The 26,483-nt window shown below is 69.6% G+C and carries 26 protein-coding genes; 15 read left to right on the top strand and 11 right to left on the bottom strand.

Translation table 11 applies throughout. The features are described from left to right. Positions 1-59: 59 nt before the first annotated feature. Positions 60-1,115 (top strand): fatty acid desaturase, encoded by a 1,056-nt coding sequence (locus ACFYNU_RS09010; RefSeq protein ID WP_356584442.1) that lies wholly within the window; start codon positions 60-62, stop codon positions 1,113-1,115. After that, positions 1,112-1,807 carry a TetR/AcrR family transcriptional regulator gene (locus ACFYNU_RS09005; RefSeq protein ID WP_069627384.1) on the top strand — a complete coding sequence of 232 codons (696 nt, stop codon included), beginning with the start codon at positions 1,112-1,114 and terminating at the stop codon, positions 1,805-1,807. Before ACFYNU_RS09010 ends, ACFYNU_RS09005 begins: the two co-directional genes overlap by 4 nt. A gap of 136 nt (positions 1,808-1,943) precedes the next feature. Here ACFYNU_RS09005 and ACFYNU_RS09000 read toward each other — a convergent pair whose 3' ends face one another. Continuing rightward, positions 1,944-2,813: a trans-aconitate 2-methyltransferase gene (locus tag ACFYNU_RS09000; RefSeq protein ID WP_356584441.1), complete on the bottom strand. Its 870-nt coding sequence runs from the start codon at positions 2,811-2,813 to the stop codon at positions 1,944-1,946. A gap of 131 nt (positions 2,814-2,944) precedes the next feature. On the opposite strand from ACFYNU_RS09000, the gene ACFYNU_RS08995 reads away from it, so the two are divergent. After that, entirely contained in the window at positions 2,945-3,442 is a 498-nt protein-coding gene (locus tag ACFYNU_RS08995; protein ID WP_356584440.1) for a MarR family transcriptional regulator, read from the top strand. A 29-nt stretch (positions 3,443-3,471) separates the two neighbouring features. On the opposite strand, the gene ACFYNU_RS08990 is transcribed toward ACFYNU_RS08995, so the two are convergent. Next, a complete protein-coding gene (locus tag ACFYNU_RS08990) occupies positions 3,472-4,245 on the bottom strand; it encodes a response regulator transcription factor (RefSeq protein ID WP_356584439.1) in 774 nt (257 codons plus the stop codon). A gap of 238 nt (positions 4,246-4,483) precedes the next feature. Here ACFYNU_RS08990 and ACFYNU_RS08985 point away from each other — a divergent pair, with 238 nt between their 5' ends. Then, complete coding sequence (locus ACFYNU_RS08985) at positions 4,484-4,927, top strand: GNAT family N-acetyltransferase (RefSeq protein ID WP_356584438.1); 444 nt, start codon at positions 4,484-4,486, stop codon at positions 4,925-4,927. 18 nt (positions 4,928-4,945) lie between these two features. On the opposite strand, the gene galK is transcribed toward ACFYNU_RS08985, so the two are convergent. From galK to galT, 3 genes are read right to left on the bottom strand one after another with little or no spacing between them, the layout of a single operon-like run. Continuing rightward, entirely contained in the window at positions 4,946-6,106 is a 1,161-nt protein-coding gene (galK, locus tag ACFYNU_RS08980) for a galactokinase (protein WP_356584437.1), read from the bottom strand. Next, the gene (galE, locus tag ACFYNU_RS08975) at positions 6,103-7,071 is read right to left on the bottom strand and encodes a UDP-glucose 4-epimerase GalE (protein ID WP_356584436.1); all 969 of its coding nucleotides are present in this window, start codon (positions 7,069-7,071) and stop codon (positions 6,103-6,105) included. The genes galK and galE overlap by 4 nt, the downstream gene beginning before the upstream one ends. Beyond that, positions 7,068-8,114 (bottom strand): galactose-1-phosphate uridylyltransferase, encoded by a 1,047-nt coding sequence (galT, locus tag ACFYNU_RS08970; RefSeq protein WP_356584435.1) that lies wholly within the window; start codon positions 8,112-8,114, stop codon positions 7,068-7,070. Before galT ends, galE begins: the two co-directional genes overlap by 4 nt. A 211-nt stretch (positions 8,115-8,325) precedes the next feature. Between galT and ACFYNU_RS08965 the strand changes: the two genes are divergently transcribed. Both ACFYNU_RS08965 and ACFYNU_RS08960 read left to right on the top strand, forming a co-directional pair. Continuing rightward, on the top strand, positions 8,326-10,008 hold the full coding sequence (locus ACFYNU_RS08965) for a sodium:solute symporter family protein (RefSeq protein WP_356584434.1): 1,683 nt from the start codon (positions 8,326-8,328) through the stop codon (positions 10,006-10,008). A 20-nt stretch (positions 10,009-10,028) separates the two neighbouring features. Beyond that, entirely contained in the window at positions 10,029-10,319 is a 291-nt protein-coding gene (locus ACFYNU_RS08960; RefSeq protein WP_356584433.1) for a hypothetical protein, read from the top strand. Positions 10,320-10,322: 3 nt separating this feature from the next. Here the strand turns inward: ACFYNU_RS08960 and ACFYNU_RS08955 are convergent, their stop codons facing one another. The 4 genes from ACFYNU_RS08955 to ACFYNU_RS08940 form a co-directional block, all read right to left on the bottom strand. Then, complete coding sequence (locus tag ACFYNU_RS08955; RefSeq protein ID WP_356584432.1) at positions 10,323-11,030, bottom strand: LuxR C-terminal-related transcriptional regulator; 708 nt, start codon at positions 11,028-11,030, stop codon at positions 10,323-10,325. A 248-nt stretch (positions 11,031-11,278) separates the two neighbouring features. Then, positions 11,279-13,090 (bottom strand): PQQ-binding-like beta-propeller repeat protein, encoded by a 1,812-nt coding sequence (locus tag ACFYNU_RS08950; protein WP_356584431.1) that lies wholly within the window; start codon positions 13,088-13,090, stop codon positions 11,279-11,281. A gap of 67 nt (positions 13,091-13,157) precedes the next feature. Further along, on the bottom strand, positions 13,158-14,975 hold the full coding sequence (locus ACFYNU_RS08945; RefSeq protein WP_356584430.1) for a PQQ-binding-like beta-propeller repeat protein: 1,818 nt from the start codon (positions 14,973-14,975) through the stop codon (positions 13,158-13,160). Between the two features lie 259 nt (positions 14,976-15,234). Then, a complete protein-coding gene (locus ACFYNU_RS08940) occupies positions 15,235-17,058 on the bottom strand; it encodes an ABC-F family ATP-binding cassette domain-containing protein (protein ID WP_356584429.1) in 1,824 nt (607 codons plus the stop codon). 495 nt (positions 17,059-17,553) lie between these two features. Between ACFYNU_RS08940 and ACFYNU_RS08935 the strand changes: the two genes are divergently transcribed. Beyond that, on the top strand, positions 17,554-18,702 hold the full coding sequence (locus ACFYNU_RS08935; RefSeq protein WP_356584428.1) for a PQQ-dependent sugar dehydrogenase: 1,149 nt from the start codon (positions 17,554-17,556) through the stop codon (positions 18,700-18,702). A 60-nt stretch (positions 18,703-18,762) separates the two neighbouring features. Here ACFYNU_RS08935 and ACFYNU_RS08930 read toward each other — a convergent pair whose 3' ends face one another. Beyond that, on the bottom strand, positions 18,763-19,425 hold the full coding sequence (locus ACFYNU_RS08930; RefSeq protein WP_356584427.1) for a class I SAM-dependent methyltransferase: 663 nt from the start codon (positions 19,423-19,425) through the stop codon (positions 18,763-18,765). Between the two features lie 75 nt (positions 19,426-19,500). On the opposite strand from ACFYNU_RS08930, the gene ACFYNU_RS08925 reads away from it, so the two are divergent. Both ACFYNU_RS08925 and ACFYNU_RS08920 read left to right on the top strand, forming a co-directional pair. After that, a complete protein-coding gene (locus ACFYNU_RS08925) occupies positions 19,501-20,160 on the top strand; it encodes a TetR/AcrR family transcriptional regulator (RefSeq protein WP_356584426.1) in 660 nt (219 codons plus the stop codon). A 214-nt stretch (positions 20,161-20,374) separates the two neighbouring features. Next, positions 20,375-21,508, top strand: coding sequence for a PQQ-dependent sugar dehydrogenase (locus tag ACFYNU_RS08920; protein WP_356584425.1), 1,134 nt, complete (start codon positions 20,375-20,377; stop codon positions 21,506-21,508). A 129-nt stretch (positions 21,509-21,637) separates the two neighbouring features. Here ACFYNU_RS08920 and ACFYNU_RS08915 read toward each other — a convergent pair whose 3' ends face one another. Next, the gene (locus ACFYNU_RS08915; RefSeq protein WP_356584424.1) at positions 21,638-22,078 is read right to left on the bottom strand and encodes an ATP-binding protein; all 441 of its coding nucleotides are present in this window, start codon (positions 22,076-22,078) and stop codon (positions 21,638-21,640) included. A gap of 219 nt (positions 22,079-22,297) precedes the next feature. Between ACFYNU_RS08915 and ACFYNU_RS08910 the strand changes: the two genes are divergently transcribed. The 6 genes from ACFYNU_RS08910 (at position 22,298) to ACFYNU_RS08885 (ending at position 26,454) form a co-directional block, all read left to right on the top strand. Continuing rightward, a complete protein-coding gene (locus ACFYNU_RS08910; RefSeq protein ID WP_356584423.1) occupies positions 22,298-23,146 on the top strand; it encodes a helix-turn-helix transcriptional regulator in 849 nt (282 codons plus the stop codon). 10 nt (positions 23,147-23,156) lie between these two features. Continuing rightward, positions 23,157-23,357: a DUF397 domain-containing protein gene (locus ACFYNU_RS08905; protein WP_356584422.1), complete on the top strand. Its 201-nt coding sequence runs from the start codon at positions 23,157-23,159 to the stop codon at positions 23,355-23,357. Between the two features lie 522 nt (positions 23,358-23,879). Continuing rightward, positions 23,880-24,260, top strand: a complete 381-nt coding sequence (locus ACFYNU_RS08900; RefSeq protein WP_356584421.1) for a hypothetical protein — start codon at positions 23,880-23,882, stop codon at positions 24,258-24,260. Between the two features lie 46 nt (positions 24,261-24,306). Further along, on the top strand, positions 24,307-24,507 hold the full coding sequence (locus tag ACFYNU_RS08895) for a DUF397 domain-containing protein (protein WP_356584420.1): 201 nt from the start codon (positions 24,307-24,309) through the stop codon (positions 24,505-24,507). Positions 24,508-24,659: 152 nt separating this feature from the next. Then, positions 24,660-24,824, top strand: coding sequence for a hypothetical protein (locus tag ACFYNU_RS08890; RefSeq protein ID WP_356584419.1), 165 nt, complete (start codon positions 24,660-24,662; stop codon positions 24,822-24,824). A gap of 58 nt (positions 24,825-24,882) precedes the next feature. Further along, entirely contained in the window at positions 24,883-26,454 is a 1,572-nt protein-coding gene (locus tag ACFYNU_RS08885; protein WP_356584418.1) for an asparagine synthase-related protein, read from the top strand. The last annotated feature ends 29 nt before the right edge of the window (positions 26,455-26,483 follow it).

The following is a 26,483-nucleotide window of genomic DNA, read 5'->3' as shown; positions in this document are numbered from 1 at the left end:
AGGTTACGCGCCCGTAGACGGGCAGAATGCCGCATTCCACACCTCCAGGGGACACACCCATGTCGACAAGCCCTGACGTTCTCGGCGACTCCTCACAGGCTCAGCCTGCGCCGGACGATTCCTCCGCATCCACCGCTCCCACCGCTCCCACCTCCCCCGCCGACCCCTCCCCCACCGACTCAGCTCCCGTTCCCTCCGCGACGCTCGGCGGGGAGAACAAGCGCTCACTCGAACAGATCACGCTTCTGCTGTTCATCGTCGTCCCGTTCATCGCCCTGCTCGGCGCCGTTCCGCTGGTCTGGGGATGGGGCGTGAGCTGGCTCGATCTGGGGCTGCTCGTGGCGATGTATTTCATCGGCTGCCATGGCATCACGGTCGGCTTCCACCGGTATTTCACGCACGGCTCGTTCAAGGCCCGTCGCCCGCTGCGCATCGCGCTGGCCGTGGCGGGATCGATGGCCGTGGAGGGTCCGGTGGTCCGCTGGGTCGCCGATCACCGCAAGCACCACAAGTTCTCGGACGCGGAGGGCGACCCGCACTCGCCGTGGCGGTTCGGCGAAACGCTTCCCGCGCTGCTGAAGGGCCTGTGGTGGGCGCATATCGGCTGGCTCTTCGACGAGGAGCAGACGTCGCAGCAGAAGTACGCGCCGGATCTGATCAGGGACCCGGCGATCCGCCGGGTCTCCAAGCAGTTCCTGCTGTGGGCGTTCGTGTCGCTGGCGCTCCCGCCGCTGATCGGCGGGCTGGTGACGATGTCGTGGTGGGGCGCGTTCACGGCGTTCTTCTGGGGCTCGCTGGTTCGGGTGGCGCTGCTGCACCACGTGACGTGGTCGATCAACTCGATCTGTCACGCGGTGGGCAAGCGCCCCTTCAAGTCGCGTGACCGGTCAGGCAATGTGTGGTGGCTGGCGGTCTTGTCCTGCGGCGAGTCATGGCACAACCTGCACCATGCGGACCCGACGAGCGCCCGGCACGGTGTGCTGCGAGGTCAGATCGACTCCAGCGCCCGGCTGATCCGGTGGTTCGAGATGATCGGCTGGGTCCACAGCGTGCGCTGGCCCGACGCCGGACGGCTGGAGGCCCGGCGGAAAATTGACCATCCCAACGCGGCATGATTGGCAACGTGGCGATCGACGGCGGTAAGAGCGACACCGACAAGAGCCGGACCACCTCGGGCACGCCCCGGCGTTCCCGCCGGGTCCGGATGACCGGCAAGGAGCGTCGCGAGCAACTGCTGGACATCGGTCGCACCCTGTTCGCCGAGAAGGGCTACGAGGGCACGTCGGTGGAGGAGATCGCGTCGAAGGCGGGCGTCTCCAAGCCGGTGGTGTACGAGCACTTCGGTGGCAAGGAGGGGCTGTACGCGGTCGTGGTCGACCGTGAGATGCGCCAGCTGCTCGACATGGTGACCAGCTCCTTGACGGCGGGCCACCCGCGCGAACTGTGCGAGCAGGCGGCGTTCGCGCTCCTCGACTACATCGAGGAGTACACGGACGGTTTCCGCATCCTGGTCCGCGATTCGCCGGTGGCGCAGTCGACCGGCACGTTCGCCTCGCTGATCAGCGACATCGCCACGCAGGTCGAGGACATCCTCGGCATGGAGTTCAAGGCCCGCGGTTTCGATCCGAAGCTGGCCCCTCTGTACGCACACGCCCTGGTGGGCATGGTGGCGCTCACGGGCCAGTGGTGGGTGGACACCCGCCGCCCGAAGAAGAACGAGGTGGCGGCGCATCTGGTGAATCTGGCCTGGCACGGGCTGGGCAATCTGGAGGCGAAGCCACGTCTTATAGGGCACCGCAAGGTGTGAGAGCCGGCCGGGGCCGGCGTGGACTTCGTGCCGGACGCACCGGACGGGCGAAGAACCTCCCGACAGCCGCTCCAGGTCCCACCACCGGGGCGCCACAGTTCTTGTGGCGCCCCGGTTCTCTGCCGTCGCTCACCGCTCAGGCCCGTTTCCGCGCCACCGCGAAGATTCGGCGGAAGGGGAACACCGTGCCGTGCGGGCCCGGTGGGTAGGCCTTACGGAGCAGGTCGCCGTACTGGGTGAGGAATTCCGCCGCCTCGTCCGGGTCGTCGGCGAGTTCGGTGAGGACGGGGCGCAGGGCCGTGCCCTTGACCCAGTCCAGTACCGGGTCCTCGCCGGTGAGCAGTTGGAGGTAGGTGGTCTCCCAGGCGTCCGTCGTGCAGCCGAGGTCGGTGAGGCGGACCAGGTAGTCGGCCGGGTCCAGGATGTGGACGAAGCGCCGGCCGTGGGTGTCGAGGCGCTCGCTCCAGCGCGGGGTCTCGCACAGTTCGCCGAGGAGCGCGTGGCTGGGTGCGGTGAAGTTGCCGGGGACCTGGAAGGCGAACGTGCCGCCGGGGGTGAGGGCGTCGATCCAGCCCGCGAAGGATTCGGCGTGCCCCGGGACCCACTGGAGCGCGGCGTTGGAGACGATCAGGTCGTACGGCTCCTCCGGGGTCCAGTGCGCGGCGTCGGCGAGCCGGAAGTCCAGCCGGCCGCCGCCGGGGGTGGGTCCCGCGTACTCCTCCTCCGCCCGCGCCAGCATCTCGGGCGAGAGGTCGTAGCCGGTGATGTGGGCGGTGGGCCACCGTTCGGCGAGGAGCGCCGTGACGTTGCCGGGGCCGCAGCCGATGTCGGCTATCCGTGCGGGCCGGTCGCCGCCCGGGAGTTCGGGGATCCGGGCCAGCAGGTCCAGGAACGGGCGGGTGCGGTGGGCGGAGTGGCGGAGGTACTGCTGCGGGTCCCAGGTCGGCGCGGGAGTGGCCGGCGGGGTGGTCGCCTGGCCGGTTGCCGGAGTCGCTGTCGAACGCATGTATGAAGCCCCCTCGGGATACGGAGCGGACGAGCGGATTCCCGTCCGCGCCCGACCATGCCCAAGCGTGCCTCCAAGTATATCTTGACGTCAAGAGACTTCATGTCGACAGACCATCTACACTGATCGCCATGGAGGACGAGGTCGACCGTCTGGTCGCAGCATGGCGCCGGGAGCGGCCGGACCTCGACGTGGAACCACTTGAGGTGCTCAGCCGCGTCAGCAGGCTCGCGCGCCATCTCGACCGGGCCCGGCGCCTCGCGTTCTCGGAGCACAATCTGGAGCCGTGGGAGTTCGACGTCCTGACGTCGCTGCGCAGGGCCGGCGCGCCCTATCAGCTCTCCCCCGGCCAGCTGCTCACCCAGACCCTGGTCACCTCGGGCACGATGACCAACCGCATCGACCGGCTGGCGAAGAAGGACCTGGTCGAGCGGCTGCCCGACCCCAGCGACCGGCGCGGTGTGCTCGTACGGCTCACCCCCGAAGGGCGCGACCGCGCCGACCAGGCGCTGGCGGGGCTGCTCGCGCAGGAGCGCGCGATCCTCGCGGAGCTGTCGCGCGGCCAGCGCGGCGAACTGGCCGCGCTGCTGCGCCGGTTGACCGCCCCGTTCGACAACGTCCCGGGCTGACGCCGACGACGGAAGACAGACAACAGGGCCTAGCCCACCCGTACCGCGTCCGTGCCTCCGCCCAGGTCCGCCGGGCCCACTCCCGCACGGCGGGCCAGTGCGACCGCCGCCAGGGTCGAGTGGACGCCGAGCTTCCCGAGCACGTTCTGCATATGCGTACGGACGGTGTGCGGGGACAGGAAGAGGCGCTCGGCCACGGCCTTGCGTCCCAGGCCCGCCACCATGCAGCGCAGCACCTCCAGCTCGCGCGGCGTCAGCGAGTCGACCAGCCGCTCGCTGTCCGTGCGGTGCTTGCGCGCGGCGGTCAGCTCCCGCAGGACGTTCGTGAGCAGCGCCGGCGGCAGATGCGTCTCGTCGCGCAGCACGCCCCTGATCACCGCCAGCAGCCGTTGCAGCGAGCAGTCCTTGGCGACCCAGCCGGACGCGCCGGCCTGGAGCGCGAGGGCCGCGCGGCCCGGGTCGTCCTTCTCCGCGAGAACGACGCAGCGGACGGACGGCTGCCCCGAACGGACGCCCGCGACCAGCGAGATGCCGTCGACGAGCCCGAAGCCGGCGTCGCCGTTGTCGGGTACGGCGCGGGGCACCGGCCCGCTGCCGGGTCCCGCGACGATGCCCAGGTCGGCGTCGACCAGCATCACGTCGTACCGGCGCCCCTCGGACGCGGCCCGCTCCAGGCAGCGCAGCGCGGCGGGACCGCTGCCGGCGGCGGCGACGTCCACGTCGGGCTCCGCCGCGAGGGCGGCTGCCAGCGACTCGGCGAATATGCGGTGGTCGTCCACCACGAGAACCCTGATACGGACCAATTGACACCCCCAGATGTCGGGGCGCGACCAATGCGGGTACGGCGCCCGACGGGTGACTGGTGTCGCCACGGCCGCCGCCGTGCGGCTGCCCACCCACCCCCGGGCGTCGTACCCGACTGTCTCGCTTCCCTGATCAGCACCGGCCCCCACCGGTGCTGTGCATCAGCGTACGGGCGGGGGCCGGGAGCGGAAGACTATTTACAGAACTGATCGGCGACGGCTGGTTAGGGTGGGTCGCATGTTTCGCATCGAGACAGAAGTCGACAAAGAACGACGCGCGTTGCTGGGCGAACGGATGCGGGCGACCAACACCGTGCGTTCGCCGGTCCTGCGGGAGCTGCGGGGGTCGGCCGACGACGAGGAAGTCCCGCTGCACGTATGGCTGATGGAGGAGTCGACGGGTGCGCTGGCGGGCGGCCTCGCGGCGCACATCTGGGCGCGCTGGCTCCATGTCGACCTGCTCTGGGTCGACGACACCCACCGGGGCACCGGCCTCGGCACCCGCCTCCTCAAGGAGGCGGAGGAGCTGGCCCGTAGCCGGGGCTGTCTGCACGCCCGGCTGGAGACCTGGGACTTCCAGGCCCCGGCCTTCTACCGCGCCCGGGGTTACGACCTGGCGGGCCATGTCCCGGACTACCCGCCGGGCGTCACGGAGTACCTCTTCACCAAGCGCCTGGTCTGAGCGGGCGGCCCCGGATCCTCACACCACCCGGTGCGCGCCCCGTGACGGGACGGCCGGGAAGACGCGGGGCGCGGTGTGGCCCGCCGCCGCGAAGGACTCCAGGACCGCCTTCGTCACCGTGTCCGCGTCGGACGCTTCCGTCAGGACTATCGCCGAGCCGCCGAAGCCGCCGCCCGTCATGCGCGCGCCCAGGGCGCCCGCCGCGAGGGCCGAGGAGACCACCAGGTCCAGTTCGGGGCAGGAGACCCGGAGGTCGTCGCGCAGCGAGGTGTGGCCCTCGGTGAGGACGGGGCCCACCGCGCGGACGTCGCCGCTGTCGAGCAGGGCGATGACCCGCTCCACGCGGTGGTTGTCGCTCACGACGTGGCGGACGTAGCGGCCCACCTTCTCGTCCTCGCCCGCCAGCCGCACCAGCGTGGCGGGCAGTTGCGCGTACTCCACCTCGCGCAGCGTGCGCACGCCGAGCGCCCGCGCGCCGGCCTCGCAGCCGGCGCGCCGCTCCGCGTACGCGCCGTCTCCCAGGGCGTGCTTCACCCGCGTGTCCACGACGAGGAGTTGGAGCCCGACGGCGGCCAGGTCGAAGGGGACCTGACGCTGGGTGAGGTCGCGGGTGTCCAGGTGCAGCGCGTGGCCCTCGGTGCAGCAGGCGGAGGCCGTCTGGTCCATGATCCCGCACGGGACCCCGACGAACTCGTTCTCGGCGCGCTGCGAGAGGACCGCCAACTCGGGTCCGGTGAGGCCGAGTTGGTACAGGTCGTTGAGCGCGAGCGCCGTCACGACCTCCAGGGCCGCCGACGACGAGAGGCCCGCCCCCGTCGGTACGGCCGACGTGAGGTGGATGTCGGCGCCGGGCACCGTGTGTCCCGCCTCGCGCAGCGCCCACAGGACGCCTGCCGGATACGCGGCCCAGCCCGTCTCGGCCAGGGGCACCAGATCGTCCGCGCCGAGCGCCACCACCCCGCCCGGAACGTCGGCGGAGTGCACCCGCAGCACCCCGTCCGTCCGCCGTGACACCGCCGCGACGGCGGTGTGCGGCAGCGCGAGCGGCAGCACGAAACCGTCGTTGAAGTCCGTGTACTCGCCGATCAGATTGACCCGGCCCGGCGCCGCCCACACGCCCTCGGGCTCGGAGCCGTAAAGCTCCGCGAACCGCGCGGTCACGCTCTCGGCGACGCTCACCCGTGTGTCTCCTCTCGGCGCGCGAACGCCCACGCGTCCGCGACGATCCCCGCCAGGTCGGCACGGCTCGGGGTCCAGCCCAGTCGCTCACGCGCCGTGGCGGCTGAGGCGACCAGCACCGCCGGGTCGCCGGCCCGGCGCGGGGCGGCGGTCTCCGGCACCGGGTGCCCGGTGACCGTACGGACGGTCTCGATGACCTCGCGGACGGAGAATCCGCTGCCGTTGCCGAGGTTGCACACCAGGTGCTCCCCGGCCACCGCCGCGTCCAGCGCGAGCAGATGGGCGTCGGCGAGGTCGGCGACATGGATGTAGTCGCGCACGCAGGTGCCGTCCGGCGTCGGATAGTCGTCCCCGTACACCGCGATCGACTCCCGGTCGCCGAGGGCGACTTGCAGGACGAGCGGGATCAGATGCGACTCCGGCTCGTGCCGCTCGCCGTAACTCCCGTACGCGCCCGCCACGTTGAAGTACCGCAGCGAGACCGCCGCCAGTCCGTGCGCCACGCACTCGCCGCCGATCATATGGTCGACGGCCAGCTTCGACGCGCCGTACGGGCTGGTCGGCGCGGTCGGGTCGGTCTCGGTGATCGGGGTGGAGACGGGCTCCCCGTACGTCGCCGCCGTGGAGGAGAAGACGAGCTTGCGGACGCCGGCCGTGCGCATCGCCGCGAGCAGCGCCATCGATCCGCCGACGTTGTTGTCCCAGTACTTCTCGGGCCTGGCGACGGACTCGCCGACCTGAGAGGACGCCGCGAAGTGCAGCACCGCGTCGTAGGAGGGGTCGAGCCACTTCGCCGCGTCGTGCACCCGGCCCTCGACGAATCCGGCGCCCGCCGGGACCGCGTCCCGGAAGCCGGTGGAGAGGTCGTCGAGCACGGTCACCTCGTGCCCGGCCTCCAGCAGATGCGTGGCGACCACGCTGCCGACGTAGCCCGCGCCACCCGTAACCAGATACTTGCCACTCACGTGCTCGCTACCTCTCGCAGTCTCCGGGCCGCGGTCTCCGGCGGCACGTCGTTGATGAAGACGTTCATGCCGGACTCGGAACCCGCGAGGAACTTCAGCTTGCCCGACGTCCGGCGGATGGTGAAAAGTTCCAGGTGAAGGGCGAAGTCCGAGCGCCCGGCGGCCCGGAACGGCGCCTGGTGCCAGGCGGAGATGTACGGCGTCGGCGGCTCGCCCTCCCCGAAGACCCGGTCGAAGCGCCGCAGCAGCTCCAGATAGACCGCCGGGAACTCCGCGCGCGCCGCCTCGTCCAGCTCCCGCAGGTCCGCCGCCCGGCGCAGCGGATAGAGGTGCACCTCGTACGGCCAGTGCGCCGCGTACGGCACGAAGGCCACCCAGTGCTCGCCGGACAGGACCACCCGCCCGGCCGTCCGCTCGCGCTCCACGACGTCGTCGAAGAGGTTGCGCCCGGTGGCGGCCCGGTGCTCGGCGACCGAGCGGGACATCCGTTCGGTTCGCGGGGTGACGAAGGGGTACGCGTAGATCTGCCCGTGCGGATGACCAAGGGTCACCCCGATCTCGGGCCCGCGGTTCTCGAAGCAGAACACCTGCTCCACCTGCGGAAGTTCAGCGAGTTCGGCGGTCCGGTCGGTCCATACGTCGAGGACGAGACGGGCCTGGTCCTCGGTGAGATCGGCGAAGGAGGCGTCGTGGTCGGAGGTGAAGCAGACGACCTCGCAGCGTCCGGCGTCCCCGGCGAGGGAGGGGAAGCGGTTCTCGAAGACGGCCACGTCGTAGTCGCTGTCGGGGATCTCGCTGAGCCGGCCCGCCGCCGCGTCGGTGGGGCAGAGCGGGCACTCGCCGGCCGGCGGGTGGTAGGTGCGGCCCTGGCGGTGCGAGGCGACGGCGACCGAGTCGCCGAGCAGCGGGTCGTGCCGGATCTGGGAGGTGGTGGAGATCGGTTCGAGGGGCCGCAGGTCCACGGCGTTCCGTACGGCGTCGTCACGGGAGTCGTAGTAGATCAGCTCCCGGCCGTCGGCGAGCGCCGTCACCGTCTTCTTCATCGTCGTTCCTCCGGCCACACCCAAACAGAATTAAACATAACTAACCATGAGTCCACACGCACGTCAACGGCCATCACACTCGACGTCACTCGATCACGATCGAACAAAGAACACCACCAAAAGTGTTCAGTTTCGGTAGTGGCAGGCGTAGGTTCCGACGGAGTCAACGGCTACACGGAAGTAACTTTCACGCGACGAAGCGGGTAACCCCATGCAGTCCCCCACGTATCACCTGGCCGAAGGACTTCGGCTCCCCACCAACGGACTCGACTACACGATCCTGGCGATCTACTTCATCGTCGTCCTCGGCATCGGCTTCGCCGCCCGGGCGAGCGTCAAGACGAGCCTCGACTTCTTCCTCTCCGGCAGATCCCTGCCGGCCTGGGTGACCGGCCTCGCGTTCGTCGCCGCCAACCTCGGCGCGACGGAGATCCTGGGCATGGCCGCGACCGGCGCGCAGTACGGCGTCGCCGTCGTGCACTGGTACTGGATCGGCGCGATCCCCGCCATGGTCTTCCTCGGCCTGGTGATGATGCCGTTCTACTACGGCTCCAAGGTGCGGTCGGTCCCCGAGTTCCTGCTCCAGCGCTTCGACAAGTCGGCGCATCTGCTCAGCTCGGTCCTCTTCGCCTTCGCCGCCATCCTGATCGCGGGCGTCAACCTCTACGCCCTGTCGATCGTGGTCGAGGCGCTGCTGGGCTGGCCCCAGTGGGTCTCGATCGTCGTCGCCGGGTTCTTCGTCCTCGCGTACATCACCGTCGGCGGACTGTCGTCGGCGATCTACAACGAGGTGCTCCAGTTCTTCGTCATCCTCGCCGCGCTCATACCCCTGACCGTCCTCGGTCTCAAGCGGGTCGGCGGCTGGGACGGACTGACCGACTCGCTCACCGCCAGCAAGGGTGACAACTTCCTGAGCGCCTGGGGCGGTACGGGCATCGGCGACGCCAACCCGCTCGGCGCGAACTGGCTGACGATCATCCTCGGCCTCGGCTTCGTGCTCTCCTTCGGCTACTGGACGACGAACTTCGCCGAGGTGCAGCGCGCGCTCTCCGCGAAGAACCTCTCCGCCGCCAAGCGCACCCCGCTGATCGCCGCGTTCCCCAAGATCTTCATCGTCTTCCTGGTGATGATCCCGGGCCTGGTCGCCGCCGTGATCGTGCCGAAGATAGGCACGGCGGGCTCGGACCTCACGTACAACGACGCGATCCCCCTGCTGATGCAGGAGTTGCTGCCCAACGGGGTGCTCGGGATCGCCGTCACGGGTCTGATGGCCGCCTTCATGGCAGGCATGGCGGCGAACGTGTCGTCCTTCAACACCGTCTTCACCACCGACATCTGGCAGCGGTACGTGGTCAAGGACCGCGAGGACACGTACTACCTGCGCTTCGGCCGGCTGATCACCGCGATCGGTGTGCTGGCCTCCGTCGGTACGGCCTTCATCGCCGCCAGCTTCTCCAACATCATGAGCTACCTCCAGACGCTGTTCTCCTTCTTCAACGTGCCGATGTTCGTGGTCTTCATCATCGGGATGTTCTGGAAGCGGGCCTCGATGAAGTCCGGCGCCTGGGGTCTGGTCGCCGGTACGACGGCGGCGATGGTCAACTACTTCTGGATCTACAAGCAGGGTGTCATCGACATCCCCAGTGACCAGGGCGCCAACTTCGTCTCCGCGATCGTCGGCTTCGTCGCCGGCGCCGTCGTGATGGTCGCCGTCACCCTGTTCACCGCGCCGAAGCCGGAGTCCGAACTCGCCGGCCTGGTGTACGGGACGACGTCGCCCGGCATGAGCGAGGCACCGGCCGAGGGCGACGACGCCTGGTACCGCAGGCCCGCGCTGCTCGGCTGGGGCGCGATCGTCCTCGCCGCGGCCTGCTACATCCCCTACTCCTTCTGACCGAAACGGAGGCACACACCATGTCCGACCTGCACAAGGAAGTCTCCGAACTGGAAGGCAAGTCCGCCACGGCGGCCCGCCTGTTCGACATCCGGCTCATCATCGGCGGCCTGTTCACCCTGTACGGCGTGATCGTCACCGTCGCCGGGATCCTGGTGTCCGACGCCGACATGAAGAAGGCCGAGGGAGTCAACATCAACCTCTGGACGGGGCTGGCGATGCTGGCGCTCGGCCTGTTCTTCCTCGGCTGGATGAAGCTGCGGCCGACGGAGATACCGCCGCCGACCGCGCCGGACCACACCGACGCGTAGGTCTCAGTCGCCGGGCGGGCCGTGTTTCGGCCCGTCCGGCAGCACCGTCACCACCGCCCGGTCCAGCAGCCCCGTCCGCGCGGCCAGCGCTGCGGCCTCCAGCCGCGAGCCGACGCCCAGCTTCATCAGGACCCGCTGCACATGTGTACGGGCGGTGCTCGGCGCGATGCCCATCCCGGCGGCTATCAGCCGGGTGTCCTCGCCCTCGGCGACCCGCACCAGCACCTCGATCTCGCGCGGGGTGAGCATCCGCAGCAGCCGCTGCCCCTCGTCGTCGGGCTGGGCCGCCGGATTCAGCAGTTCGGTGAACGCCCCCTGCAACAGCCCCGGCGCCACGGCCGCGTCGCCCGCCCGCGCCTTCACGATCGCCCGCTCGACGCCCTCGATGCGCTCGTCGTGCCGTACGTATCCGCACGCCCCGGCCGCGAAGGCGGCGGCGATGCCCCGAGGGTTCGGCACCGGACCGAGCACCACGACCGCCACCTGAGGGCGGTCGCGCCGGATCCGTACGATCGGGTCGAAGGCACCGGGCTCGTCCGGCGTCGCGGTCCCCATGAGGCACACCTCGGGCGCCCGGCTCACGACGAGTTCGGCGGCGCCGGCCGTGGGCGCCGCCGCGGCGAGCACTCGGTGCCCGCGCAGTTTCAGTGCCGAGGCGAGCGCCTCGGCGAGCAGTCTGTGGTCGTCAACCACCATGAGCCGTACGCCCATCGAGAAACCCCATCCCCGCCGCCTACGGGCCCCCCGGCCCCCCTTAGGGTCTGTCCCTGACCCGGCAAGCTACACGCTCGGCCGAAGTCGCGCGCCCCCATACGGGTAAGAAGGCGCCCACTTGTCGAATTCGCCGCTATTCAGCGCGGATCCGATGGCCGGACGATCGTCGGTCGGCGGGATCAGCGGCGATCGCCGGGCGCGCCACCTGATACGTGGCCCGCCCGGCGATCGCTCACTTCCCTCTGTCAGTTGGTGGTGAACGCCACCACGAGGTACTCCTTGCGGTCGCTGGAGGTGGTCTGCTCACTGATGAGCGTCTCCGACGTGTAGAGCCGGCCGTTGCCGTACCGGACCTCCGCGCCGTCCAGCGAGAAGCTGGTCTCGGCATCGCGTACGGACTCGTCGCCCGGGTTCTCCATGAGGACGGTCTCCTTGAAGGTCCCGCCGTCGATGGAGACGATCTGTCCGCCCTTGTCGTAGGGCGGCCACTTGTACGCGATGATGTTCGAACCGTCCATGCGCAGCGGGTACATCGCGTACCGCTCACCCGCGTCGGCCCGGTCCGTCGTGGCCTTGCCGGTCGCGAGGTCGAAGGAGACGATCTCGTTGGTCTGGCCGTAGTCCTCGCCGGTGCCCTCGTGCTCCTCGGTCGGCACATAGATCCGGTCGTTGCCGACGGCGATCTTGCCGCACTGCTCGACCTCGGTGGAGCCGCAGTTGGGCGCGTACCGGTCGGAGTCGACCGGGATCTTGGCGCGCAGCTTGCCGGTCGCCTCGTCGATGGAGAAGAAGTCCGAGACGCCGCTGCCGTCACCGGCGGTGTCGCCGACGTCGGCCGCGACCACGAGCGGCTTGGTGGAGACGATGGAGACGTACTCGACGCCCGCGGGCATCTTGAACTCGGAGATCGGCGCCCCGTCGGACGGCTTCAGATTCTGGACCAGGACCGTCGGGTTGTCGTACGAGCCGCACTTGCGGGCCGCGACGAGTCCGGGCCCGCCGCCGTACCCCATGTCGTAGCAGCCGTCGGCCTTGACCTCGGGCTTCCACAGGTTGTCGCCGGAGCCCAGGTCGAAGGCCGCGCCGCCGTCCGTGCCGCCGACGGCGACGGTCGTGCCGCTGAGGGTGACCTCGCGGAAGGCGGCCTTGTCGTCACCGGCGTTGCCGCCCGAGACCGACTCGGTCCACAGCAGCTTGCCCGCGTCGAGGTCGATCGCGCCGACCTCGGTGCACTGGACGTACTTGTTCTTGGGCGTCGGCTTGCTCGCGGCGAAGACGACGGCCGTCTTGTTGTCCTCGGTGGCGTGGCGCGAGGCGGCACAGACCTGGCCGGGCAGCGGGATGGTCCACAGCTGCTTGCCGGTGTCCGGCTCGTAGCCGACGATCTGGTTCACACCGGTCTTGACGTACGCCTTGTCGGTGATCCAGGAGCCGGACACGTCGGTGATGTCCCCGACCTTGGGCTGCGGGAGCTGGAAGGCCACCTTCGACTTGGTGTTGGCCGGGGGCTTCTCCTTGCCGTCGCCGCCGAGGGACTTGCCGTCGCCGCCGTCCTTCTTCCCGTCCTTGGAGTCGGACTTCTTGGCCTCGTCCTTCTTGTCGCCGTCACCGGAGACGAGGAAGACACCGCCGCCGACGATCAGTACGACGGCGACGACCGCGGCGATGATGATCTGCGTCTGCGTGCTGATCTTCTTGCCGCCGCCGGGTGTGCCGGGGCCGCCGGGGGTGCCCATGCCGGGCTGGGTGTAGGGCTGGCCGGGCTGCTGCGGATAGCCGTACTGGGGCTGGCCCTGCCGCGGGTAGCCGTACTGCGGCTGACCGGCCGGCTGCCCCATCGGCTGGGTCGGCGGCTGCTGCGGATAGCCGTACTGCGGCTGCTGCCCGGGAGGCTGTTGCGGATAGCCGTAACCGGGCTGCTCGGGCGGTGGCGTCGGGGCGCCGAAACCACCGGGCGGCGGCTCGGTCGGGGCGCCGAAACCACCGGACGGTGGGTCGGTCGGGGCGCCGAAACCACCGGACGGTGGCTCGTTGGGCGGCTGGGGCGGGTGCGTCATGGCGTACTTACCTCGGAGAAGAGAGAGCGGGAGCGGTACGAGGACGGGTCGGGCCCGGGACGGCGTATCACTTGCCGAACGCCATCATGGTCTTCGTCTGCATCTCCGCCTTGTCGTCGCTGGCGCTGACCCGGCTGCTGGTCACGTAGAACCGCCCGTCCACGTAGTCCAGTTCGGAGTCGTAGAAGGAGTTCTCGATCTGGGCGGTGGACTCCGGGTTCTGGAGCAGCACCTTCGGTGCGCCTCCGGTGGGCGCCAGGGTCGCGACGGCGCCGCCCTTGTCGTACGACGGCTCGAAGTAGAGGACCACGTTCGCGCCCTCCATCCGCAGCGGTGTCATGACGGTCTCGGCCGGGGCCTTGGCGCGCCACTTGGCCTTGCCGTTGGCGAGGTCGAACGCGATGACCTCGTTGGTGCCGCTCGCGCCGGTCTCGCTCGGCTGCGTCGCCATGTAGAAGGTGTTGGCGTCGGCGGCGACACCGGTGCAGCCGTCCAGGTTGGCGCCGAAGACGATGAAGCTTCCGCCGCAGTTGGGCTGGAACTTGTCGTTGCCGCCGTCGATCTGGGAGCGCACGGTGCCGTTGTCGTTGAGCGCGACGATCGCCCAGGACTTCTTGTCCGGCTCGGTCAGCGACAGGACGATCGGGTCGCTCGAATAGACCTTGTCCAGTTCCCAGTTGGTCTTGAGCTTGTACGTCCAGCGGGCCTTGCCGGTGACCGGGTCCAGCTCCTGCACCTGGTTCTGCTGCTTGTCGATGTCACCGCCTGGGCACGACTCGGCGGCGATCATCCGGGCGCCGCTGGAGACCGCGTCCGGCTGGCAGTTGCCCGCCACCTCGTCGAAGAGCGCCTTGCCGTCGCTCATGCGGAAGGCGTCGACATGGCCGGTACGGGCCGCCGAGACGGTGTCGCCGTTGATGGCGATGGTGATGTCGGAGAGGAAGTCGAAGTTGCCCTTCTCCTTCAGCTCCTGCTTCCAGCCGGCCTTGCCGGTCTTGAGGTCGATCTCCTGGAGGACGGAGCAGTCGGCCTTCTCCGAGACGCCGTTCTTGATACCGAGGACGATCCGGCCGTCGTCGGAGGACACCGTGGGAGCCGCGCAGACCTCGGCGGGCAGGGTGAGGGTCCACTTCTGCTTGCCGTCGGCCGCGCCGTAACCGGCGATCTTCTTGTACATGGCCTTGGCCACGATGTCGCCGGTGAACCAGGGCCCGTACACGTCGGAGCCGTTCTTCGGCAGGTCGACGTCGTTCGTCTGGAGCCACAGGACCTTCGACTCGCCGTCCTTGCGCCCGGCGTTGAGGTCGTCCTCCGCCTCACGACCGCCGCCGGTGCCGTCGCCCTCGTCCGGGTCGGCCTCGCCGGTGGGCTTGTCGTCCTTGTCCTTGCTGATGTTCGGCTTGTCCTCGTCGGCGTCGTCACCGCTGACGACGAACCACGTGCCGCCGCCGATGACGAGCAGACCCGCGACGGCCGCCGCGATGACGACGCCGGGCTTGCGCTTGAAGAAGCTGCCGCCGCCGCCCGGGGGCGGGGTGGGCGCGCCGGGGAACTGCTGGGGCGGATAGCCGCCGCCACCGTACGGGTTGGGCTGCTGGTTGTACGGCCCCGGCTGCTGGTACGGGCCGGGCTGCTGGCCGTAGGGACCCGGCTGGTTGTACGGGCCGGGCTGGCCCTGCTGGCCGTACGGACCGGGCTGGTTGTACGGGCCGGGCTGCCCCGGCGGCTGGCTCGGCGCGCTCGGCGGCTGACCCGGGACGGGCGGTGTCTGCGGGTAGCCGTACCCGGGCTCCGCCTGCGGCGGCGGCCCCTGCGGGTATCCGTATCCCGGCTGTTGGCCCGGCTGCTGTCCCGGCGGCGGTGGCTGGTTGGGCGGCTGGGTCATCAGCGCTTCCCCCCTTGTCGTACGGTCCTTCGTCCGGTCGGTCTCCCCCGCTATTCCGGCGGCCTGGAAATTCAGCTGTCGAAATGTCAGCCGATGCCGTCGGAATGGAGCGATTCGGGCTTGGAATCCGCAGTGTCACGTCAGTCGAGCGGGGCTTCTTTGTATCACCCACACTCTGGTACGGGAGGGGCCGGTCCACCCCTGTTCCCAAGGGAGGACCGGCCCGTGACGCTGTCGTTATGAGGTCTGTACGGGACCTCTACGCGTCCTCGGCCAGCTCCATCCAGCGCATCTCCAACTCGTCGCGCTGCGCGACGAGTTCACGGAGTTCGCTGTCGAGTTTCGCCACCTTGTCAAAGTCCGTGGCGCTTTCGGCGATCTGTCCGTGAAGGGCGGTCTCGCGCGTCGACATCTTGTCGAGCTGTCGCTCGATTCGCTGAAGTTCCTTCTTCGCGGCGCGATTGTCCTTCGCGGAGGCGGCCGGTGCGGCTGCCGGCGCGGAGGCGCCACCGGAGCGCGCGGCGGCGGACGCCGGGGGCGCCGACTCGACGACCTTGCGGCGCCGTTCCAGGTACTCGTCGATACCGCGCGGCAGATGGCGCAGGCTCGCGTCGCCGAGGAGCGCGTACACCTTGTCCGTCGTCCGCTCGATGAAGAACCGGTCGTGGCTGATGACGACCATCGAACCGGGCCAGCCGTCGAGGAGGTCCTCGAGCTGGGTCAGTGTCTCGATGTCGAGGTCGTTCGTCGGCTCGTCCAGGAACAGCACGTTGGGCTCGTCCATCAGCAGCCGCAGAATCTGGAGCCTGCGGCGCTCACCACCGGAGAGGTCACCGACGGGCGTCCACTGCTTGTCCTTGCTGAAGCCGAACTGCTCGCACAGCTGCCCGGCGGTCATCTCCCGTCCCGTACCGAGGTCGACCCGGTCACGCACCTGCTGGACGGCCTCCAACACCCGCAGCGTGGGCTTGAGTTCGCCGACCTCCTGGGAGAGATACGCCAGCTTGACGGTCCGGCCGACGCTCACCTTCCCGGCGGCGGGCTGGACGTCGCCCTGGGAACGGGCGGCGTCGGCGAGCGCCCGCAGCAGGGAGGTCTTGCCCGCGCCGTTGACGCCGACGAGACCGACCCGGTCGCCGGGGCCGAGCTGCCAGGTCAGATGCCTGAGCAGCACCTTGGGCCCGGCCTGGACGGTCACGTCCTCCAGGTCGAAGACCGTCTTGCCGAGGCGCGCGTTGGCGAACTTCATCAGCGAGGACGTGTCGCGCGGCGGCGGCACGTCCGCGATCAGCTCGTTGGCGGCCTCGATGCGGTAGCGCGGCTTGGAGGTACGGGCCGGCGGGCCGCGCCGCAGCCACGCCAGCTCCTTGCGGACCAGGTTCTGCCGCTTGGACTCCTCGGTGGCGGCGATGCGCTCGCGCTCGGCGCGGGCGAAGACGTAGTCCGAGTAGCCGCCCTCGTACTCGTGCACCGCGCCGCGCTGCACGTCCCACATCCGCGTACAGACCTGGTCGAGGAACCACCGGTCGTGGGTCACGACGACGAGCGCGGAGCGGCGCTCGCGCAGATGGCGGGCGAGCCAGGAGATGCCCTCGACGTCGAGATGGTTGGTCGGCTCGTCGAGGATGATCACGTCCTGCTCGGCGATGAGCAGCTTCGCGAGCGCGATCCGGCGCCGCTCGCCACCGGACAGCGGCCCGATGACGGTGTCGAGCCTCTGCGGGAACCCGGCCATGTCGAGCCCGCCGAACAGCCCGGTGAGGACGTCGCGGATCTTGGCGTTGCCGGCCCACTCGTGGTCGGCGAGATCGCCGATGACCTCGTGCCGGACGGTGGCCGCGGGATCGAGCGAGTCGTGCTGGGTGAGGACCCCGAGCCGGAGCCCGCCACTGTGGGTGACCCGCCCGGTGTCGGCCTCCTCCAGCTTGGCGAGCATCCGGATGAGGGTGGTCTTGCCGTCCCCGTTGCGCCCGACGACTCCGATCCGGTCCCCTTCGGAGACGCCGAGGGAGACACCGTCGAGCAGCGCACGGGTGCCGTACACCTTGGTGACTGCCTCGACATTGACCAGATTGACGGCCATTTCACTCCTGCTACGGGACGGATGGATCGACTGCCCAGGGTAGTCGGCGCGGCGGGTGCTCCGGGCGGCCGGTCGGGGTGGGCGGTCCGGGCGGCCGGCCGGGCGCCCGCGCGATGACCAGGTGGGCTTCCGTTCCATCCCTGCGGGCGGTTTACCCGGCGGAGCGGTACAAGCCGCCCCATCGACTCCTAGGCTACTCAATGTAGTTGATCGACTACACACGATGACCCCCGGCGTACGGGCGCCCTCCCCCACATGGGCACCCGTGCGCCGGGCCCCGAAGTCGGCGCGGTCGACGCCGGGCGAGTGCGAACGCGTCAGGCGATCCACAAGAAGCCGGTATTGGTCTAGGCCAACACCTCCTGTCTCTGTATCCTCACCCGTGGCCAGCGGCACACAAGTCCCCCACCCGGGCTGCGTGTTGGCGCAGGGCAACGCCCCCACCACTGCCCGAGCAGCCGGGTCATCCGCATTCGCCGCCACCAGGAGGTCACGGTGAAATTTCGCACCAGAAGTTCCGCGATCATCGGCACCATCTCCCTCGTCGCATCCCTCGCCCTGACCACGGCCTCCGCCGACGAGCCCCGCGGCCCGCGCCCGGCGCCCGCCGTCGCGCTCACGGAAGTGGCCAAGGCCCAGAACCCGATCGCCGGCGCCGCCGGACCGCGCGGCACGGTCTGGATCGCCGAACGCGCGGGCACCGTACGGGTCTTGACCGACCAGGGGCTGAGCAAGCCCGTCCTCGACATCTCCGCCGAGACCACGACCGATGGCGAACGAGGCCTGCTGGGCGTCGCGTTCGACAAGAAGTTCGCGCACTTCTACATCTCGTACACGGACCTCGAAGGCACCAGCACCGTCGACGAGATCGCTCTGCGCAACGGCAAGCTCCAGCCGCACACGCGGCGCACCGTCATCACCCAGACGCAGCCGTACGAGAACCACAACGGCGGCGACATCAAGTTCGGCCCCGACGGCTACCTCTACATCGCGCTGGGCGACGGCGGCGCGGGCGGCGACCCGCACGGCAACGGCCAGAAGCTCGACACCCTGCTCGGCAAGATCCTCCGTATCGACCCGGCCGGCGGCAAGTACATCGGCAAGCCGTACGCGATCCCGAAGAGCAACCCGTTCGTGGCCGACCCCAACGCCAAGGACGAGATCTGGGCGTACGGGCTCCGCAACCCCTGGCGCTTCTCCTTCGACTCCGGCACGGGCGACATGCTCATCGCCGACGTCGGCCAGAGCGACTGGGAGGAGATCGACTGGGCCTCGGCGAAGAGCAGGGGCGGCGAGAACTACGGCTGGGCCTCCATGGAGGGCACCCACCCCTTCCGCGGCGGCACCGAGCCCGCGAACCACGTGCCCCCGGTCTTCGAGTACGACCGCACCGGTCTGGGCTGCTCGGTGACGGGCGGCTTCGTCTACCGGGGCAAGGCGATCCCGGGGCTCAAGGGCCAGTATCTGTACAGCGACTACTGCGACGGCACGGTGCGCGCGCTCCAGATGAGGAACGGCAAGGTGACCGGCCAGAGCGACCTCGGGGTCAGCAACGGCGAGGTCATCTCCTTCGTCCAGGGCGGCGACGGCGAGCTGTACGTCCTCGCCATCGGCGGCAGCGTCTCCCGCATCGACCCGGCGTAACACTCATCACCCCAGGCCCGGTACCGCTCGCCCGGTGCCGGGCCTGTCCCGTCGGGGCCGTCAGAGCCGGCAGCTGATCTCCATGCCGTCCTCGACCGGGAAGGTGACGCTCTGGTACCCGTTGCGCGGATCGCGCAGATACTCCAGACACGGGGCCAGAGCCGGCAGGTCCACATCGTCGGTGACGACGAGGGTGCCCGGCGCGAGGCGCGGTTCGAGCAGGCGCAGCACGGGCAGGCACAGGTCCTTCCAGCCGTCGAGCAGCAGGAAGTCCACCGCGCCGTCCACCGTCGCGAGGGTGTCGCGGGCGTCGCCTTCGAGGACGGTGACCAGGTCGTCCAGCCCTGTCTCGGCGAACGTACGGCGGGCGGCGGCGATCTTGTCCGCGCTCAGCTCCGAACTGATCACCCGGCCCGTGCCGTTGTCGCGCACGGCGGCGGCCAGATAGAGCGTGGAGATCCCGAAGGACGTGCCGAACTCGACGACGGTCGCCGGGCGGGCGGCCCTGACCAGGTTGTAGAGAAGCTTCCCGCCCTCGGCCGAGATCGGCATGTACACCTCCGCGTTGGCGTCCGCCAGTTCCTGCGGGGTCGCCGGGACGGAGCCGCCCGGCCGTGCGGCCTCGATCCGGGCGCCGGTCACCTCGTCCCGCTCGGCGCGGGCGAACATCGCGTCGAGAGCGGATACGACGCGGGGGTCCTGGAGTGTGCTGGTCTGTGTCATGAAATCTAGACTAGACGCACCGTTGCGTAACGTCTAGAAGACATCGGCCTTACCCTTTCCCCCGTGGAGGCAGACATGGAACGAGGACGCCCGGCCGCCGAAGGCGCCGGCGCCGACCGGACGGCGCGGCAGCACCACGGGAACCGGCACGGGCGCAGCGAGCGGGCGCGGCAGGCCGTACTGGAGGCCGCCGACGGCCTGCTGGTGGAGAAGGGCTTCGCCGGAGTCACCATCGAGGGCATCGCCACCAGCGCCGGCGTCGCCAAGCAGACGATCTACCGCTGGTGGAGCACCAAGACCGACATCCTTCTCGACGCCTTCCTCCAGGACGCCACGGAAGCCCTCACCCCACCGGACGTCCCGCCCGGCGCGGGCGCCGACCACGGCGATCTGGCCGAGGACCTGGGCACCCATCTGCACCAACTGGCCCTGTTCCTCACCCGGTCCGACGCGGGCACCGTCTTCCTGGCGCTGCTCGGCCACGCCCAGCACGACGCCGCGTTCGCCACCGTGCTGCGCGCGCGGTATCTGGACGAACAGCGCCGCCGCGACCGGCTCCCCCTGGACAACGCGGTACGGCGCGGCGAACTCCCGGCGGACCTCGACACGGTGGCCGAGGTCGACCAGCTCGTGGGTCCGATCTACCACCGCGTCCTGGTCACCGGGGACCCGGTCGACCGGGCGTTCACCGATCAGCTGGTCGACAACTTCCTGAGGCGCCACGGCGTTCGCTGAGACCGCGAACGATTCACCTGGCCGACGCACGTCGCCAACGTCCGGGAATTGGACGGGTATTGGTCTAGGCCAGACCACACCTGCCTCTGTATCCTCACCCGTGGCCAGCTGCACTCAATCCCCCCACCCAGGTTGCGTGCTGGCGCCGGGCGCGCCCCCACCTATCGCGCCCATGCAGCCGGGTCCCCCCATTCACCACCTCCAGGAGGTCACGGTGAAAGTACGCACCAGAAGCTCGGCGATCCTCGGCACCATCTGCCTCGTCGGATCCCTCGCCCTCGGCCCGGCGTCCGCCGACGAGCCCGCCGCCCCCAAGCAGGCGGCGGTCGCGCTCACGGAAGTCGCCACGGCCCAGAACCCGATAGCGGGCGCCGCCGGCCCCGGTGACACGGTGTGGATCGCCGAACGCGCCGGCACCGTACGGGTGTTGACCGACCAGGGGCTCGGCGAGCCCGTTCTCGACATCTCCGACGAGACCACGACCGACGGCGAACGCGGCCTGCTGGGCGTCGCGTTCGACAACGACTTCGCGCACTTCTACATCTCGTTCACGAATCTCGAAGGCACCAGCACCATCGACGAGTTCGCGGTTCAGGACGGCGCGATCCAGCCGGACACCCGGCGTACGGTCCTGACCCAGACGCAGCCGTACGAGAACCACAACGGCGGCGACATCAAGTTCGGCCCCGACGGCTACCTCTACATCGCCCTGGGCGACGGCGGCGCGGGCGGCGACCCGCACGGCAACGGCCAGAAGCTCGACACCCTGCTCGGCAAGATCCTCCGCATCGACCCGGCCGGCGCCGAGCCGTACGCGATCCCGTCGGACAACCCGTTCGTCGACGATCCGAACGCGAAGGATGAGATCTGGTCGTACGGTCTCCGCAACCCCTGGCGCTTCTCCTTCGACTCCGGCACGGGCGACATGCTGATCGGTGACGTCGGCCAGAGCGAGTGGGAAGAGATCGACTGGGCGTCGGCCTCCAGCGAGGGCGGCGAGAACTACGGCTGGGCCTCCATGGAGGGCAACCACCCCTTCCGCGGCGGCACCGAGCCCGCGAACCACGTCCCGCCGGTCCACGAGTACGACCGCAACGGCCTCGGCTGCTCGGTCACCGGCGGCTTCGTCTACCGGGGCGACGCCATCCCCGACCTCCAGGGCCAGTACGTCTACAGCGACTACTGCGACGGCACGCTGCGCACCCTGAAGATCGAGAACGGCGCCGTGACCGGCCAGGGCGACCTCGCGGTCAACGGCGGCGAGGTCATCTCCTTCGTCCAGGGCGGCGACGGCGAGCTGTACGTCCTCGGCCTCGGCGGCAGCGTCTCCCGCATCGACGCGGCGTAATCCCTGTCGGACACCGACTCGGGCCCGGCGCCTCTCTGTTGGCGCCGGGCCCGACCCGTGTCCGGACCACCCCGGCGGCGAAGACGGCGAGCCCGGCGGCGGCGACCAGGAAGTCCCACCCGATCTGCCTCACCCGCCGCCGCCCCGCCGCCCGACGGTGAACCAGACGGCCTTGTACGCGGGCTCCCGCCCCCCGTACACGGTGGCCCCCCAGTCCCGCGCCAGGCTCTCCACCAGCCGTAACCCCTGCCCGCCCTCCCGCAAGACGCCGGTCTCACCGGGCGCGGGCAGGCCCCAGGGCTCGCTGTCGCAGACGTACACGGTGGCCAGCTTCCGACTGACGACGGCCTCGACCCGAATCCGCCGACTGCGGGTATGCCGATGGGCGTTGGTGACCAACTCACTGACACAGAGCCGCGCGTCGTCCACGAGGGTCGCGTAGCCGCTGACTTGCAGCAGCCCGGCGACGAAGTCCCGGGCCAGCCGGGGGGCGTGTGCGGTGCTGGGCACGGTCAGCCGGTAACTCTCACCGCCGTGGCGGTGGGGGGTGGTGGGGGTGGTTGGAGGCATGTCGGGTCTCCCTACGCGGGACGGTGGGGGTACGCGCCACCCGCCGGACGTGGCAACGGCCGCTGAAGCGGCTGCACTTCGGCCGTGCGGCTTGGCACGTTCCCGAACGTAGGGCACAACACTGGGACGGTGCAACAGTGGGACGTAAGTCGCACCCGGACGGGTGGACCGGTGACACAGTGGGACGGCACACTCGTAGGCACCAGAGAGGGAGGATCCATGCCGCCAAGGGCCTATCCGACAGCCCGGCAGAAGCGGGTGGGGATCGAGCTGCGGAAGCTGCGCGAACGGGCGGGCCTGTCCGGCAGCGCGGTCGCGGCATTCCTGGGCGGAGAACGAGCCCAGGTAAGCCACTTGGAGTCCGGCAGATACGGAGTCAGCGCGGAACGCGTGCGACGCATCGCCGCGCATTGCTCGGCGACGGACAAGCACCTTGTCGACGCGCTGGCCGGCATGGCCGAAGAACGCGGAAAGGGGTGGTGGGAGGAGTACCGGGGGATCCTGTCGCCAGGATTCCTCGATCTCTCGGAACTTGAGCATCACGCGCTATACATGCGCGCCATCGAGATGCTGTACGTGCCGGGCCTTTTCCAGACGGAAGCCTACGCTCGGGAACTCTTCACAAGCGGTGTTTCGAATCTGCCCACTTCGGAGCTGAACGCACGAGTGGAGCATCGCACGAGGCGCCGCGAGATCTTTGACCGCCCGAACCCGCCGAAGTACGAGGCGTTCATCCACGAGGCAGCACTCCGCATGAGGTACGGCCCGGTCGAGATCGTCCGGGCACAGCTCGAATTTCTGCGCGACGTCGCGCTATGGCCGAGCGTGACCATTCGCATCATCCCCTTCGAAGCGCAAATGCCCAGCTCCATCCACCCGATGCTGTACGCAGGAGCCCTCATCCCGCAGCTGGACACCGTCCAAGTCGACAGCGCCTTCGACGGCGGTTTCCTGGACGCTGAGGCGCAGCTCGCGAAGTACCGGTCGCTCCTCGATTCGGTCGCCACCGTCGCTCTCGACCCTGACGAGTCGACCAAATTCATCCAACGCATCGCACAAGAAATGTGAGTCAAGCGGCATGACCGACCACATCGTTTGGCAGAAGTCCTCATTCTCCGGACCCGACGACAATCAGAACTGCGTCGAACTGGCCCACGCCGACGGCCAGATACTCCTCCGCGAGAGCGACGTACCGGACACGATCGTGACCACGAGCCCCGAGAAGCTGCGCGCGTTCCTGCTGGGAGTCAAGGCCGGCGAGTTCGATCACCTGATCTGATGAACCCGGCATCGTGAACGCCCCCGCCTCCGCAGGCGGGGGCGTTCTGCATGGTGCCCGCGGCGCGTTGGGGGGTGAACCGCACCCCGTGGCGGCGTGAGGGGGGCGGGGTCGCAGGAGGGGGGTGTTCGGACACTCAGGCTGACTTGTGCCGCGTGAACGACCCGGTTCCCCCGGGTCCAACGAGCCTTGCACGCGGCGTAAGTCACGCCGTCCGGACACCCCCCTCCGAAGGCCCCGCACCCCGCCCCCGTCAACCACGGCGCAACTCTGGGACGTCCCACCGTTGCGACACTCCTCCAAGTCACGCTACCGTCACTACGCGTCGCATCCGGACCGGCCAACTCGGCAGCCCGGCCCGTGGCGACGTACCTCCCCCTGCCCTTGGCCCGGCCAGGGAGAGGGCCAGAAAGGTTGCCCCCGCCGGACCGCCCGTCATGCCGACGCCCGGCGGGGGCGACCCCGCACCACCCCGCAACCCCGCAACCCCGCACCCCCACGCGCCGGCGGAAGGCCCCACCCATGCACCAGCCCCCCGCTTCGCCATGCCCGGACACGGAGATCCACTACTGGTGCGAGCACGTCACGTACCGTTCACTCGGCGCCGCGGGCTCGGACATCGAGAAGGTCGAGCGCCACTCGGCAAGCACCCCCGCCGAGGCGATCCGTCAGATCCGGTCATCCGTCCGCACCGTCGCGTCCACGCTCCCACCCAACGAGCACAGACGGGCCCTCAGCTGGGCCGAAGGCGGCGGCTGCGTCGGGGCCGTCGCGGCCCTGCACCGAGGCGAACTCTGCGGGTTCTCACTCAGCACCCGCAGCACCTGGCTGGAGTGGACGGTCCACCCCTACCACCTGTTCCAGCCCCCGCCGGCGCGCCAACTCCCCCTCGTACCGCGCTGAACGCACCCCACGCACCACAACATCGACAGAAAGCGAGCCACCAGCCATGACCAGCCCCATCACCTGGCAGAAGTCCTCGTTCTCCGGATCCGACGGCGAGATCCAGTGCGTCGAACTCGCGCACGTGGACGGCCGGATCCTCCTCCGCGAGAGCGAGACACCCGACACCGTCGTCACCACCGACCCCGCCAAGCTCCGCGCCTTCATCGCGGGCGTCAAAGCCGGCGAGTTCGACCACCTGATCTGACGTGACAGGGGGCGCTCCTCACACGCACGGCTTCGGACGCGCGCACGAGGCACGGGCCCTCAACCGGGCATCAGGCAAAGGGCCCTCTGGCCAGTGGAACTGACTTTCAGTAGCTTCATGGTGACAGCAAGTCCCACCCCGGAGGGCATCCCATGATCCGTGACTTCACCCCGCCCCCGCAACGCCGACGGGTCTTCGACGACCCGTTCGTCACAAAGGCGGTCCGCCGCGTGCAGGCTCCGGCCGAGTCGCACGAGTACAAGAAGGCGCAAGGATCGGCGGACGGCGCCCACACCTACGACACCACCGCCATCTGACGAGCCCGCCAGCAGAAGCGAATCGACTCGACCCCAGTCATCTGGACTTGGAGTACTCGTGCTCACGCTTCAGCTCACCCCCTACGCCGACGACACGTGGCAGTGGCTCTCCGGTCGCTACACAACCGGCGATCGGCGAGGGGAGATCGTCCCGCTCGCGCACCCCATGGTCGAGCAGCTCGCCGTGACGGACGGGCACCGTACTCTTCTGGTGGTGCGCGAGCGGGTGGCCGGACAGCCGCCGTGCGAGCCGGACGTACGGCCGGCAACGGCCGACGAGTACAACGCCATCCGCGGTCTCGCGCGGCGGTGGCCCGCAGACTACGTTCTGGTCGAGACCGTCCCGGACAAGCCGGTGCAAGTCTCCGCCGGAGCCTGCCGAACCACGCCCCTCTACCTCGCCCACGACGACACGGCCCTCCACGGTTCCTGGGACATGGCCGACTTACTGCCGTACGCCAGAGGCCTCAACGTGCGGGAAGCCGCCCGGCTGCTCCTCTACCGGCCCCGCTACAGCCAGCACACACTCTTCACGGGGATTCACCGGCTGACCGAGCGTTCGACCGCCCACTACGGCGGGCACCTCTTCCTGCGCTATCCGGCGCCCGCCCTGCACACCGGTCCGCGCCAACTCGCCCCGGACGCCGACGTTCAGAACGCGTTCGTGCAATGCCTGGATGACGCCCTGGACCTGCGTCCGCTGGATCCGGAACGAACGCACTTCCACCTCACCGGCGGCTTCGACTCGGGCACGGTCGCCACACGCGCCGCCGAACGCTTCCCCGGACGGTTGAACACCTCCGCGCTCCTGATCGGAGGCCCCGGCCGCGAGCAGCAGATGCGGCGCCGTGCCGAGATGCGCTCCACCGTGCCGTTCGGGCCGGTGGACGTGCTTGTCGACGCCATGGAGCATCTACCTCTCCACCCCGACTGTCTCAGGGCCCAGGGCGCGCCGATCAGTCCGTACGAGGACCCGCTGCATCACCCCTTCGTCAGCATGACGCGGCGCATCGCGGCCACCGGCGCGCACACGGTCGTCACCGGAATCGGCGGGGACGAGATGGTCGCGCTGTCGCAGGAGGAGTACCCCCATCGGGCGGCGGGTTCGATGAAGGACGCCGGCTCCCTTCCCTGGATGGGCGAACGCGTCGCTCAGGTCGCGGAGTTCGGTGACGACGGGATCGCCCCTCCGGCTGCCGTGAACTCCATGACGCTCCTGTCCCTCGAAAGCGCCGCGCCGGTGCTTCTCCGCGCCGGACTGTGGCCGGTCCATCCGTTCGCCGACGAGGAGATGGTGGCGCTCGGAGAGGCGCTTCCGATGGACTGGCGCGAACTCAAGCGGCTCCAACGACGACGTCTGTCAGCACTTGGCATGGGCTCCGAAGTGACGTGGCCGGTTGAGCGGGAGAGCTTCGCCGAGGTGGTGGCAGCAGCTCTCGTCCGGCACGGCACGACTCTGCTCGCCAACATGATCAGGCAAGGCTCGCCCCTGTTCGAGACCGGGCTCGTCAACCCCGACGGGCTCCGCGCCGTGACGAATGCCCTGAGCCGCGAGACGTACGACGAGATGCACCACTCGCAGTTGATCGAGGTCATCCACCTCCACCTCGCCGCGGTCGCCTACTTGTGAAGCGTCCCGGCCCGGTGTTGAGGGCCTTT

The organism is Streptomyces sp. NPDC006643, from assembly GCF_042870175.1.
In the GTDB taxonomy this organism is placed as follows: domain Bacteria; phylum Actinomycetota; class Actinomycetes; order Streptomycetales; family Streptomycetaceae; genus Streptomyces.
Note: the sequence above shows the minus strand (reverse complement) of the source record. Positions and strands in the feature narration are given on the sequence as shown.